15 protein-coding genes are annotated in these 13449 nt (G+C 46.3%); 3 read left to right on the plus strand and 12 right to left on the minus strand.

Features of this window, described 5'->3' with window-relative positions; genetic code table 11:
* The 3 genes from Q7P67_RS02965 (at position 1) to Q7P67_RS02975 (ending at position 2993) form a co-directional block, all read left to right on the plus strand.
* The gene (locus Q7P67_RS02965; RefSeq protein WP_303850397.1) at positions 1-1581 is read left to right on the plus strand and encodes an acetyl-CoA hydrolase/transferase C-terminal domain-containing protein; all 1581 of its coding nucleotides are present in this window, start codon (positions 1-3) and stop codon (positions 1579-1581) included.
* Positions 1582-1882: 301 nt separating this feature from the next.
* Positions 1883-2332 carry a hypothetical protein gene (locus tag Q7P67_RS02970; RefSeq protein ID WP_303850398.1) on the plus strand — a complete coding sequence of 150 codons (450 nt, stop codon included), beginning with the start codon at positions 1883-1885 and terminating at the stop codon, positions 2330-2332.
* A gap of 1 nt (position 2333) precedes the next feature.
* Positions 2334-2993: a sulfite exporter TauE/SafE family protein gene (locus tag Q7P67_RS02975; RefSeq protein WP_303850399.1), complete on the plus strand. Its 660-nt coding sequence runs from the start codon at positions 2334-2336 to the stop codon at positions 2991-2993.
* Here Q7P67_RS02975 and Q7P67_RS02980 read toward each other — a convergent pair whose 3' ends face one another.
* The 12 genes from Q7P67_RS02980 to Q7P67_RS03035 form a co-directional block, all read right to left on the minus strand.
* Positions 2994-5402: a heavy metal translocating P-type ATPase gene (locus tag Q7P67_RS02980; protein WP_303850400.1), complete on the minus strand. Its 2409-nt coding sequence runs from the start codon at positions 5400-5402 to the stop codon at positions 2994-2996. It abuts the gene before it with no gap.
* On the minus strand, positions 5386-5535 hold the full coding sequence (gene ccoS, locus Q7P67_RS02985; protein ID WP_303850401.1) for a cbb3-type cytochrome oxidase assembly protein CcoS: 150 nt from the start codon (positions 5533-5535) through the stop codon (positions 5386-5388). Before ccoS ends, Q7P67_RS02980 begins: the two co-directional genes overlap by 17 nt.
* A gap of 103 nt (positions 5536-5638) precedes the next feature.
* Positions 5639-6073, minus strand: a complete 435-nt coding sequence (locus tag Q7P67_RS02990) for a FixH family protein (protein WP_303850402.1) — start codon at positions 6071-6073, stop codon at positions 5639-5641.
* Between the two features lie 92 nt (positions 6074-6165).
* On the minus strand, positions 6166-7392 hold the full coding sequence (locus tag Q7P67_RS02995; protein WP_303850403.1) for a 4Fe-4S dicluster domain-containing protein: 1227 nt from the start codon (positions 7390-7392) through the stop codon (positions 6166-6168).
* Positions 7376-7522: a CcoQ/FixQ family Cbb3-type cytochrome c oxidase assembly chaperone gene (locus Q7P67_RS03000; protein WP_303850404.1), complete on the minus strand. Its 147-nt coding sequence runs from the start codon at positions 7520-7522 to the stop codon at positions 7376-7378. Before Q7P67_RS03000 ends, Q7P67_RS02995 begins: the two co-directional genes overlap by 17 nt.
* 123 nt (positions 7523-7645) lie before the next feature.
* Positions 7646-7840, minus strand: a complete 195-nt coding sequence (locus Q7P67_RS03005) for a cbb3-type cytochrome c oxidase N-terminal domain-containing protein (protein WP_303850405.1) — start codon at positions 7838-7840, stop codon at positions 7646-7648.
* An 18-nt stretch (positions 7841-7858) separates the two neighbouring features.
* Positions 7859-8743 (minus strand): cbb3-type cytochrome c oxidase subunit II, encoded by an 885-nt coding sequence (locus tag Q7P67_RS03010; RefSeq protein ID WP_303850406.1) that lies wholly within the window; start codon positions 8741-8743, stop codon positions 7859-7861.
* An 11-nt stretch (positions 8744-8754) separates the two neighbouring features.
* Entirely contained in the window at positions 8755-10155 is a 1401-nt protein-coding gene (locus Q7P67_RS03015; protein ID WP_303850407.1) for a cbb3-type cytochrome c oxidase subunit I, read from the minus strand.
* On the minus strand, positions 10156-10599 hold the full coding sequence (locus Q7P67_RS03020) for an Rrf2 family transcriptional regulator (RefSeq protein ID WP_303850408.1): 444 nt from the start codon (positions 10597-10599) through the stop codon (positions 10156-10158).
* A gap of 78 nt (positions 10600-10677) precedes the next feature.
* The gene (locus Q7P67_RS03025) at positions 10678-10950 is read right to left on the minus strand and encodes a cysteine-rich small domain-containing protein (RefSeq protein WP_303850409.1); all 273 of its coding nucleotides are present in this window, start codon (positions 10948-10950) and stop codon (positions 10678-10680) included.
* Positions 10951-11006: 56 nt separating this feature from the next.
* Positions 11007-11690: a DNA alkylation repair protein gene (locus Q7P67_RS03030; RefSeq protein ID WP_303850410.1), complete on the minus strand. Its 684-nt coding sequence runs from the start codon at positions 11688-11690 to the stop codon at positions 11007-11009.
* A complete protein-coding gene (locus tag Q7P67_RS03035) occupies positions 11690-13366 on the minus strand; it encodes a thioredoxin domain-containing protein (RefSeq protein ID WP_303850411.1) in 1677 nt (558 codons plus the stop codon). The genes Q7P67_RS03030 and Q7P67_RS03035 overlap by 1 nt, the downstream gene beginning before the upstream one ends.
* Positions 13367-13449 lie beyond the last annotated feature (83 nt).

The following is a 13449-nucleotide window of genomic DNA, read 5'->3' on the forward strand; positions in this document are numbered from 1 at the left end:
ATGTCCGAATTAGAGTCACGCATCAGATGTAAGAGCCTTCTCAGCAAAGTTGTTAAAGTTGAGGAGACTATCCAGTATTTCAAAGACGGAATGAACCTCGGCTGGTCAGGTTTCACACCTGCCGGTTATCCCAAAGCAGTTCCGATAGCTCTGGCTGATTATGTTGAAGCTAACAACCTTCAGGGCAAAATGAAATTCAACCTCTTCATCGGCGCATCCGTCGGTGCGGAAACTGAGAACAGATGGGCACAGCTTGATATGATAGACCGCAGATGGCCCTATCAGACAGGTAAAGACATCGCTAAAGGAATCAACGAAGGACGCATCCGCATGGGCGACAAACACCTTTCTCTGTTCGCTCAGGATCTCGGATACGGTTTCTATACAAAAGACACTCCCACAGGCAAACTTGACCTTGCCATCATAGAGGTTTCTGCTATCACAGAAGACGGCGGACTTGTTCCCACTTCTTCTTGCGGCGTTATCCCCGAAATACTTATGATATGTGACAGAGTTATCCTTGAGGTCAACACTGGTCAGCCCTCTTTCGAAGGTATGCACGATATCATCGTTCCCGGAACACCCCCTAACAGACAAGTGTTCAACATCACAAGAGCTGACAGCCGCATAGGTACAACTTACTGTCCTTGCGACCCCAGCAAAATCATCGCTATCGTTGAGTCCAAACACCTCGACAAAGGTCGTGCTTTCGCTGAGCAGGACGACACTTCCGAAGCTATCGCAAACCACATCATGGACTTCTTCCAGTATGAAGTTAAATGCGGCAGACTTCCCAAAAACCTTCTGCCTATCCAGTCTGGCGTTGGCTCAATCGCAAATGCTGTTGTAGGCGGTCTTGCAAAAGGTCCTTTCAGCAACCTTACAGTTTTCACCGAAGTTCTTCAGGATACAATGCTTGACCTGTTTGATTCCGGTAAACTGGATTGCGCATCTTCTTGCTCTCTTTCACTCTCAGAGAAAGAAGGTTTCCCCAGATTTTTCGCTGACAAAGAAAAATATGCTCCTAAGATCACCCTTCGTCCTCTGTCAATCTCAAACGCGCCGGAACCTATCCGCCGTTTAGGTTGCATTGCTATGAATACACCTGTTGAGTTCGACATCTATGCACACGCTAACTCAACACTTGTCGGCGGCACAAGAATGATCAACGGTCTTGGCGGTTCTGGCGACTTCCTCAGAAACGCTTTCCTGTCAATCATGCACACACCTTCAACAAGACCCAGCAAAACAGATCCCCACGGCATTACTTGTGTGGTTCCCAAAGCTCCCCACATTGACCACACTGAACACGATCTTGACGTTCTCGTTACAGAGCAGGGTCTTGCCGACCTTAGAGGTCTCGCACCTAAAGACAGAGCACAAATGCTCATCGACAAGTGCGTTCACCCCGAATACAAACCGATTATGCAGGAATACTTCGACATGGCGAAGAAAGAGTGCCTGAGCAGAGGTGTAGGTCACGAGCCTCAGCTTTTCGACAGATGCTTCAAAATGCAGATGAACCTTGCAAAACACGGTACAATGAAGATCACAAACTGGGACGTACCGGAAATCGTCTAATCATCGTTTATACGATTCAAAAAGCCCGACCTTTGTGTCGGGCTTTTTTTCGTTTAACGGAAATATGAGCCTGCTTCACCCCATAGGGGTTCGCAGAGACGGGTAGAGGTGAACGTCTTCGCGGGGAGTTCAACGACGCGGCGATCTGATATCTTCAGCATCTTCTATGCGGAGCAGATTGCTTCGCTCTGTTCGCAAAAACGACATAAATTTCGTTAAATGCTCTAATAAATATCCCATTGAAAAATAGTAACTTTTGACTATTAATACCGATGTGGTATTATATGGCAGAGGTATAAATATGAATCGTTTAAGAATCGCCGTCGGAGCCATTTCATTCATTCTGGCAGTTTTCTGCCTTACAGCTCCCAGCTTTGCGGCGGAGAAATTTGTTATAAACTATGACAAAAAACTGGATGTAACTCAGAATCCAGTGACAATAGAGCAGGGAGGATACAAAATTAAAATTGATATGTCCCGCCCTGCGCGTCCCTTTTCGGAGATAGTTTTCCGTGTGTTCATAGACAAAGGCGGCAAGCCTGTGAGCATTTCGCAGGGGCACATCCTGTTTAATATGTCAATGGATATGGGACTTTACAAAGCTAATCTTCAGAAAGCCAATACAGGCTACACCGCAAAGGTGACTCTTCCTAAATGTATCATGGGCGGCAAGATATGGTATGGTAAGCTGTCTTTCGGGCATGAGGGCGGTCAGGTTGAAAAGGTTTTTCTGTTTAATATAAAGGATTGACGTGGAAGAGCTTTCATATCTTGGCTTTCTGACCCTTGGTTTCTCTGTCGGCTTCGGGCATTGTCTGGGGATGTGCCATCCCTTTGTGCTCTATATTTCAGGTCGTTTCGTGGGCGAAAAGAAGGGCTATCAGGCGCTTTTTCTGCCTCATATCAAATATAATCTCGGCAGGATAACAACTTACTGCGTTCTTGGTGCTGCTGCCGGACTTGTGGGCAGTATGGTTCAGGTTGTGGGCAATCTTGCGGGAATACAGAAGGGTGCGGCTATCTTCGCCGGTATCTTTCTGGTGCTGTACGGTATTTTTGCATTTTCAGGCTACAATTTCATGAATAAGCTGGAGAGCAAAATAGGGCGGGTGGACGTCGCGGACAAGATTAAGCGTTTTCAGCCTAAAACACCATATCTTACAGGTCTTATTCTGGGTTTTCTGCCATGCGGACCTTTATACGGCGTAATCATAGCCTCAGCTTCATCTGCGGATGCTTTGCGCGGGCTTCTTTCAATGCTTTTTTTCGGCACGGGGACTATGGCTGCGCTTCTTGCAGCTTCTGTCTTCGGCAATTTCCTTATGGCGCGAAGAGGTTTTTTTAACGCTCTTTCACTGGTGATAATGGTTGTAATGGGGGCTTTTTTTATCTGGTCAGGAATCAGGATGTGATTATCTGTTGATTCTCAGTGAGTTGAAGACCACCAGCAGACTGCTGACGCTCATCAGGGCGGCGCTGAAAACCGGATGCACCTTGCCCGTTACAGCCAGAGGTACCATCACTATATTGTAAGAGAACGCCCAGAACAGGTTCTCCTTGATTACCCTCAGAGTTTTCACAGAAGTTTCGTGCAATGTTGTCAGCATAGGGAGTTCATCCCTCATCAGAACTATGTCGGAGCTTTCTATGGCTATATCTGTGCCCTGACCGATTGCCACGCCTACGTCCGCGGTTGTAAGAGCCGGAGCGTCGTTTATGCCGTCACCAACCATCACACAAACATTCCTGTCAGACTGATATTTTCTGACTATATCGGCTTTATCAAAAGGTGTGACATCCGAAACATATTCCAGACCCTCAACGCCGAGCTTCTGGACCAGCTTTTCAGCCGCCGCTCTGTTGTCACCTGTGATTATGACAGCTTTCATGCCTTTTCTGCTTATGTATTGAAGTACCTCTGCTGCGTTTTCACGGATGCTGTCAGAAAGCGTTATCATGCCGCCGAATATGCCATCTATGCCAACACAGGCGATGGTATGTCCTGTATCTGCGGTTTGCGGAACGGATATGCTATTTTCTGCCATGAACGTTTTAGTACCCACCAGAACATGTTTGCCGTCAACAAGTCCTTTGACTCCCTTGCCCGGAACTTCAGAAAAATCAGTGACAGGCAGAAAATCGTCTTCGTATGCAGTTGTTATCGCCTTTGCTATGAGGTGCGTTGAATTCTTTTCAAGTGATGCTGCCAGAGCCAGAACGGTCTTTTTGTCGTCCGCTATGATGCTTTCGACCTTCAGTTCGCCCTTGGTTATGGTGCCTGTTTTGTCGAACAGGAATACGTCAGCTTTACTGTATCTCTCTATTATATCGCCCGATTTTGCAACAGCGCCCAGTTTGGTGATTTTCGATGTAGCAATAAGTATCGCCAGAGGGGTTGCAAGTCCCAGAGCGCAGGGGCAGGCTATTACAAGCACGGAAACCGCCGTCATTACGGAAGTCAGCACGTCCCCGCTGTGCAGATACCAGAATATGAATGTCGCCGCGGCAATTGCCAGTATGGATGGAACAAACCATGCCACTACCTTGTCTGCGACGTTCTGTATGGGCGCTTTTGAAGACTGCGCATCCTCCACAGCCTGAACTATTTTGGAGAGTGTCGTCGTTGCTCCCACCTGTTCAATCTGAACGACAATACTGCCGTTGATGTTGATGGTTCCGGCGAACACTTTATCGCCGTGCGACTTATACTTGGGACTGGATTCCCCTGTCAGCATGGATTCGTTTATCTCCGTGCTGCCTTTAACGACATATCCGTCGGCAGGCACCGAGTCACCCGGCAAAACCTCAAGATATTGTCCGGAGCGTACCTGTTTAACGTGTACCATCACGGATTCGTACTGTTTTTCAGGGTTAAAATCTTCTATGAGCCTCACCTGAGTTGGCTGGTATGTAAGGAGCTTTGAAACCGCGTTAGAGGTGCGTACCTTCGCTCCGGCTTCAATGTAGCGCCCAAGAAGGATGAGCGTAATTATGTTCGCAGTTGTGTCGAAATATATCTCTTTGTTCATGAAGAGTGCAAAGATGCTGTAGACATATGCGGTGAACGAACCCAGAAAGATAAGGGTGTCCATGGTTGTATGTCCTTTGCGTATCGCCTGTAAAGAGCTTTTGATGAAGGGATAGCCCGAATAGAACATTACAGGGGTGCAGAGGAACCATGCGATGTATTCGAAAAAGTCTTTGAGTCCCGCGTTGATACCCTGAAAATATCCGGCGTAAAGGGCAACTGTATAAATCATTAACTGCATTGTAAAAAATGCGGCTATGGAGAAACGGTAGAAATAATCTTTCTTTTCGTTTTCGTATATGGTTTCGACAGATGATTTGCTTATGGGAAGAGGGCAGTAGCCTATGGACGTTATCCTGTCGATTATCTCGGCAAGGGTTATTTTCCCTTTTTCCCAGCGGATTCGGGCTTTGTGGGTGGCGTAGTTCACGCGAACCGACTCCACCCCTTCCGCCTTTGATATGTAGGTTTCTATCAGCCAGATACATGCGGCACATCTTATGCCGCTGAGAGCGATGTCCACTTCATAACCTGTGTCTGTCAGCTTTATGCTGTCGAAGAATAGATCCTCCGACACTTTGACATTGGACACGGCACCCGCTTCCCATTCGCCCTCTCTTTTTGAGTAAAATTTGCCAAGCCCTTCTGTTTTGAGTATCTTATAAGCACCCGCACAGCCATGGCAGCAAAAGAAGACATCCTGACCGTCAATACGCTCCTGTATTGCCTGGTTTCTGTTGACCTCCTGCATACAGTGAGAACATTGAACAACCTTCTCACTTATCGTCGTCATCGTCATCCAGCATCCGGTATTTAGGTCCTTCCATGTCTTCAAACTCCCCGCTTTTGCCTGCCCAAAGAAAAACGGCAAGGACAATCACTCCCAGAATGAGGGAGATGGGGATCATAATGTAGAGTGCGCCCATCAGTTAGCGAATTTCATCGCGAAAAAGAGGGGGATGCCTATCATAGCGATAAGCGAGACTATCATAACAACTGTTCCGAGTTTCATAATAAAAAACCTCCTGCTTATTGGTTGATATAAAAATTCTTCCTGAGGGCTATTTCGTCCGCTGCTACTTTCGCACGAACCTCAAGAACAAAATTGCCGTAACCGTTTGCGGGAAATTCCGCTTTGTATGAACTGCCTTCAAGCCTCGGTGTGATATACACCATGTCTCCGTTTGTTGCGGGGCGCTCGACTGCGAACTTTTCATCGGCGAACGCAACTCCTGTCGCGTTTGCGATGGCAAATTCTATCGCCACCTTATCGCCGTTTTTAACGGTTCTGATGTTTTCAAGCGCCAGACCGTTGTCCTTTATTATCTTTTCGCATTTGTCATACTCCAGCCCCGTTTCGTAAGGCTTTTCAGTTACCTTGCCGTCAAAGTATTTGATACCAAGATAAATACTCGGTGCTATGGTAAGAAAAGCCACAAAAATAATCAAAAGCGATATTTTCATTTAAAGCCTCAAAAATTCAGACTGCTTCGCCGTTGGTTCGCAGAGACAATATTATGTCATTGCGAGGAACAGAGAGACTCGGCAATCTGTTTTTATTTTATAGTCTTACGTTTTGCCTTTATGGGTCTGCGGAAACTCATCTCACTCTCCTGCGGTTTCATCTCTTTGTCGTCAGGGATGGCGTGCATTTCTAGTGACAGAATAGGGAATTTTTCCAGTTTTTGCGCAGGAATGAACAGAAATACCGTTTGCTTGCCTGTTTCCGTGGGTTTGACGGTAAACGGTTTTTCATATTGCAGTTCGTACTCTTCAGTTCCCTTAACATCAAGGGTGAAGGCTATGTCCTTGTCGGAAATATTCTTAACTATAATTTCGTAAGAGTTGATTATGCGACCGTCTTTCTCTCTTGGCATGAACATCTGGTTAGGCAGAACCTGAAACTCGAATGGTTTCGTAGTTGCCGCCATCCAGATAAAAGCTATGCCGAATATAAGCGTGATGAATGTGGTTATCATCACGTTCACACGGTAAGGGTTCTTCTGTTTGTCAAACCCGAAAATATAGTGTACTAGGCTGGGATGCTGCTTTTTCTTCATGACCTTAGCGCAGGCGGTGATGCACTGCCCGCAGTTAATGCAGGCGGAAACAAGTCCTTTGCGGATGTCCAGCCCAACCGGGCAGGTTTTCACGCAGGCGTTGCATTTTATACATTTGTCCGCCGTGGCAGGGTCAAAAGCCACAATCAGCGTGTTCTTATCGAACATGATGGATTGCAGCTTGGAATAGGGACAGATAGTCGTGCAGAACTTATAGCGTACCAGTGTGAAGCTGAGATATGTCAGCACTGTCAGTACAATGCAGAACCACGCCGTGACACTGCCGAGTGTTCCCCCCGCAAGGTCGCGGAAGAAGTCGTAGGGTGAAACGAAATAGAATACTATAGTAACGCTCGCAATGAGACTAACGAGAAACACAAGTATATGGTTAAGAACCTTATTGATAAAATTCAGTTTTTTTCTGTCAAAGAACCATGTGAGGTTTATCATCACGGTGTGGGGGCAGAACCAGCCGCACCAGATGCGACCGTAAAGCTGTGTTATCAGTATACCGAGGAAAGTAATAAAAAATGTAAATATAAGAAGAATAAAGAAGTTTTCTATCCAAACGGATGCGCCGAAGAAAAAAAGGCGCATGGAAGGGATGTCAAAGCGCACAGCACTGTGACCGCCAACTATAAGCCAAGGGATTAGAAGGAATAAGGCGGTGTTAAAAAGCCGCACCGCCCAACGGTATTTTTGCAGATTAATCATCATCGTCATCCAGCATTTTGTATTTTGCTTCCTCAACCGCATCTTTTCTCTTTTTTGAATAGTAATAGAAAATTATTACGGCGAAGATCACTGTCAGCGACAGTCCGTAGAAAAGAAAGGAGTAAACGCTCCCAATCATAGACAGCCTCCTTGTTTTTTTATGAGACTGCTGCGTCAGTCTTCGCGAGGAGCGCAGCGACGCGGCGATCTCTTTAAGTTAAAAGGAAAGGGAGCCTAAGCTCCCTTTCTCGTTATCGATAGGTTACTTAGGCTGAGTCTGCATGGACTCCTGAAGCGCTTTCTCCTGCGACCACCCTGTAAAGGCGGGCGTATAAGCGTATACATAGTATATGCCGAAAACGATGAGTCCGATAAAAAGTATCAGCCAGCCAAGGGGAAGTGCGTTTTCGGTGTCTTCCCTTGTGAATTCTTCTAAGTTATCGAATTCCTCTTGCATGATTACACCTCTTCCCTGTTATTTAAGGCTGTTGATATAAGAAACAACAGACCATATTTTGTCTTTGCTGAGCTGTCCGGCAAAAGCGGGCATAGCGCCTTCAAGACCGTTTGCAACGGTTATGTAGGTGTCTGTGTCAGCGGGTTCGCCTTTGGCATAGTCGGAGATGGATGCACCGATGTTGCCTTCAGCGTTCTGACCGTGGCAGCCTGCACATTCAGCTTTGTATATAGCCTGACCTTCCGCTATGGCTTCGGGTTTTCCAGCAAGGGGGTTTGCGGCTTCTATCATTGAAGCGTCAACAACGATAGCCTCTTTTCTTGCAACGGAAGTACCGATTACCTGCATGTATGCCACAAGAGCGTCAAGCTGTGTTGCGGATGCAAGTGCAGTGGCGTCCTCTTCTGTGTAGGGGAAGCCGAGCGCTTTCATATGCGCAAGGGTTTCGGGAGCGTTGACAGGCTTGTTTTTCAGCCATGTGTATTTAGGCATGTTCGACTTAGGAAAGAACGCCTGAGGGTTCTCGAAGTGCTGAATATGCCATTCGTCGGGATATTTGCCGCCGATTCTCGCAAGGTCGGGACCTGTACGTTTTGAACCCCAAAGGAAGGGTCTGTCATAGGCAAATTCGCCTGCTTTTGAATATTCACCGTATCTCAGCACATCCGCTTTAAGGGGACGAACTGTCTGTGTGTGGCAGTTAACGCAGCCTTCCGCCTGATAGATGTCTCGTCCTGCAAGCTGCAGAGCCGTGAAAGGCTGAAGGTTTTCGTTTTTCGGGTGCATTCCCGCTGTGAACATGGGAACGAACACTGTCACAATTGTACCGATAAGTACTGTTACCGCAGCAACAACTGCGAACAGGACGGCTTTGCTGTAAAGTGAGTTTTCGTGATTGCTCATCGTGTGCCTCCCTACGCTGCCTGTTTGGCAAGGTCGTTGCCTTTTTTGATTGTCATAAGCACGTTATATACGAAGAACAGCATACCGACAACGAATATCACACCGGCAACGGTTCTCATCTGCCAGTAGGGATAGTTACGGACCAGTGTCTCCATAAAGGTGTACTGGAGCGAGCCGTCGGCGTTTGTCATCTTCCACATAGCGCCTTGCTGGATACCTGTTATCCACATAGTGATGGAGAACATAAGCTGTCCGATAAGGACTATCCAGAAGTGTATGTTGGCAAGTTTCTGGCTGTATATTTCGGTTTTATACATAGCGGGTATCATATAGTAAACTGATGCGCAGATAACCATTGTAACCCAGCCCATTGTTCCCATGTGAACGTGTCCGGGAACCCAGTCTGTATAGTGGATAAGGGAGCTTATCACCCTTATACCCTGAGAGGGACCCTGAATTGTCTGAAGACCGTAGAAGGTGATTCCAACTATGAAGAATTTTGTCAGATAGTTGGTTCTCATCTTAGACCAGTCCCTGTCCACAGTGAAGTAGCCGTTTACAACGGAACCCCATGAGGGAGCGATGAGGAACAGTGTGAATGCGATACCCAGAGTCTGTATCCAGTCGGGAAGGGGAGTGTACACAAGGTGGTGCGCCCCTGTCCAGAGATATGCAAATATCAGTGACCAGAAAGAGATGATGGACAGTCTGTGGCTGTATATAGGCAGCCCGGTAGACTTGGGAAGGAAATAGTAGAACATTGCAAGTATGGGAGTTGTGAAAAGGAAACCCACTGCGTTGTGTCCGTACCACCACTCAACGTTCGCACTGTTTACACCTGCAAAAAGGTGATAAGACTTTGTGAGCGACGCGGGGATCGCAAGGTTGTTAACGATGTACAGAATTGCAACAGTTATGATCGTCGCAATTACATACCAGAGAGAAACGTACATGTTTTTCTCTTTTCTTGTGAATACGTTGCCGAGAACGTTTATCGCAAACAGTACCCAGAGGATAACTATCGCGATGTCGATTGGCCACTCGAACTCTGCATATTCAAGAGACTGGTTCATGCCTGCGAAGAGAGAGAGCGTCGCAAGAACCATGCCGACATTGAACAGCCAAAGGTGGAAACGCGCCAGTTTCGGAAGAACCAGCGGTCTCTTGGTCAGCCTCATGACGATATAATAGAATATACCGAATTCGGCGCCGATTCCGAGCCCGTATGCCAGAACGTTGACGTGAAGGGTTCTGAGCCTGCCATATGAGAAATACTCACCAAAGTTAAGGTTAGCATCCCAAAGCTGGGCAGAGATGAGAAGACCCATCACAAGCCCGATGACACCCCAAAAGATGGCGGAGAGAACGAATCCCTGTACCGTCTTGTAGTCGTAATGAAACTCGTTGTTCATTCAGACCTCCTGCATTGATTTGGATTTTAAAAACAGTTCGTTACCATTAAAAAGAAACTCTTTTATCTTGGCCTCTTTCAGCCTATCCTCTATGTCTTTCTGGATATTGCTGAAAAGTCTGTTGATCTTGCAGATGGGGAAAAGCTGGCAGGTAGCGTTGTTTGTTGTGCAGGAGTTCACCCTTCCGGTGAATCCCATGCAGGCGAGTATATCGTACATACTGGCTTCGAGAGTTTTTTCCCCGATGGTCAAACCGCCGTCTTTTCCGGTTTTGGTCACGATAAAACCGCAGTTTTTGAGTTTGTTGATTATTTTGACAACGATAGGGCGGGAAAGATAGAGTGAGCGGCAGATGTCGTCTGTTTTAACCTGTTTACCGACAGTTGCCAGAAACACGATGATCCGTATTGCATAGTCTTCTTCACGCAGTATGAATGAATCCAATTGTATACCTCTCAGGTAAACAATACATCTTGTGTGAGACCCTTGTCAACAAAAGATACAAAAAATATCTAAATAGGCTTATTTGGATTTTCTATCGAGCATGAGCATTTCGCCGTTTTCTTTCAGATTTCCAAAGGCTTTGCCCAGACGCTCCATAATAAACTGATAACTGTTTTCATCATGATTTTTTGTGCAGGCGGAGCAATCCTTAATGTTACCTTTCCATTGCGGGTCGCCGCCGCAGTCGCCAAAGAAATAAAGAGGGCAATAGCAGAACAGACAGTTTTGCCGTTCAATCTTATGGCAGGGGAAATACTCACATTGTTCATTTGTAAAATACTTATAGCTCAAAAGGATGCTCCATATGCTTCAATATTAAGTTTACCACTTAAAATAGGATTTGCACTTTATTTTTTTGGTCTGAATTTTGTTTTCACCTCTTTGCTGTTAAGCTCGTTCAATACCTCTGTTGCTGTTGTTTTTGCAGTTTTTGATCCGCCGTCTCGCATGACTTTTGCAACTTTTACAGCCAGTTTTCGGTTCTCCTCATTGCGTTTTCCGATATTGCGCAGCGCCCAGCTCACAGCCTTTCGCACATAGTTGCGGCTGTCGTCGCACTCGTTCAGTATCAGCGTACAATAGCTGTCTATCTCCGCAGCGGTGAGCGTTTCGTCTTTTGCCGCGATATTGGCTATCATGGCGAAACCAGCCCGTTTAACGAATGTTTCGTTCTGAACAGCCCATTCGTATATCTTCATCTTGGCGCTTTCGGTTTTGTATGCAAGGTTTGTGCAGAACTGGTCGCACAGATCCCATGAATTTATCTCCATAACCCATTTTTCAAGCAGTTCATCGTCCATTCTGTTTTTGTCTGCAACCATGGTTGCAAGAATACGCGCTTCATGAATACCCGTTTCCCAAAGTTCAAGCGCAAGAGCGTGGTCTTTTCTCAGTTTTTTGCCTATTTCTCTGAGGTCGGCGGTCGTAACACCGCAGGCGTTCGCTGTGTTGATGCCGAATTTTGCCATGCTCTCCTTGTTCTCTTCCGAGCGTTTTTCTTCCAGAATCGTTAAAATTTCGTCTTTAGTCATTAGTTGATATACCTCATAAAATTAGAGAACAGGGTCGGGTGTCCGCTTGCATATTTGATAAGCCTGTCAGCTGCGTAATCCATTATTTTTCCGTAATCTTCAACACCAAGAGCTTCGCCGTAATTCAGCAGCAGCCCGGCAAAAACTCCGATTGGGTTGGGCATGGAATCGTCGAACGTATCTGCGACGGTTTTGTCGATATCAAGGTATATAAGACCGTCCTTAGTGAATATATCCAATGCTCTTTGTGTCAGTTTTGCCGCTTCTGTAAGGAAGTTACGCTCTTTTGTAACATGCAGGAACTCAAGGAGCGTGTCGATAGTGTACGCATAGTCTTCAAGGGTGACATGAGCCATAACTTCGCCGGCATAGTTTACGCGGAAAAGGGTGCCGCCCTCCATGTGGAAATGGCGCATCTTGTTCATTAGTGCTGAAGCCTGTTCAAGATAATATTCTTTGCCAGAAACCTCGAACATTTTAAGAAGCGCTTTGCAGAAAAGCATATTTTGCGAAAGGATTATCTTTGTATCCTTCGCTGGTTTTTCCCGTGTGTTTGTATCTTTCAACAGGTCGAAATGTTTCTCAAGACGGACGTAGTTTTCGTAATCAGCTTCATTGACGTTCACCACGCCTTCTTGCAGCGAGACAAGCTCTCTGACAGGTGCCATGGCATTTTCCGTATAGAGATAGTAATAACCTTCAACGAGCTTGCCGTCGTCGGAAAGGCTGTCTGCATCCATAGCAGCGATAAGTCCGAAATCAGTATTAAACTCATGGAGTATGAAATCAATGGTCTTTTCTGCTATGCGGAAATAGAGCATGTTGTCCGTGCGTTCATACATCTGTAAAAGGAATACGGCGTTCTGGGCGTTGTCATAAAGCATCTTTTCAAAGTGGGGGACTGTCCATTGCCTGTCCACCGCGTATCTGTAAAACCCGCCGTTGACATGGTCGTATATCCCTGAAGTACATAGCATATCTGCCGTAAGATTCATGAAATCGCGCACATAGAGGTCGGTGTCATAATAGTACAGCATGGCGTTAAGCACTGGAATATTAGGGAATTTTGCATCTCTGCCCAGTCCGCCGAACTCTGCATCGAACATTTTTGAAAAGTCTTCGGACGCCGTGTGAAAATCGAAATCACGCAGGTCGTTCATGCACCCCTCAAAAGAGGTGAATTTCTGCATAAAGGCGTCAAAATTATTGGCGTATTTTTCTGCCTCTTTCTGGTTTTCTCGGTATAGTTTGCCCAGTTGAACCACTATTTCAGTGAATGCGGGCAGTCCGTGTGTGGGTTTAGGCGGGAAATAGGTGCCGCCGAAGAACGGGCGTCCGTCCGGCAGGGTGAAAACGGAAAGCGGCCATCCGCCCCGTTTTCCGGTTGCATGGAGATAAAACTGATAGCGCTTGTCAACGCCAGGGAACTCCTCGCGGTCTATTTTCACCGGGATAAAATATTTATTAAGTATTTCCGCCGCAACCTGATTTTCGAATGTTTCATGCGCCATGACATGGCACCAGTGGCACGAAGAATATCCTATGCTGAAGAAAATGGGCATATTCAACTGCTTTGCTTTTTCAAACACTTCATCGGAATATGCCTGCCAGTTGACAGGGTTATTCTCATGTTGTTTCAGATAAAGACTTTTCTGTTCGGAGAGTGTATTTTGCATCGGTCTTCCTGACATCAATAATTTAGAAATCAGAATATAGACTTCGCCACTTTACGGCAAGGGAAAAAAAACGGGGCGGATGT

This window comes from Seleniivibrio woodruffii (genome assembly GCF_029267515.1).
Lineage (GTDB): Bacteria > Chrysiogenota > Deferribacteres > Deferribacterales > Geovibrionaceae > Seleniivibrio > Seleniivibrio woodruffii_A.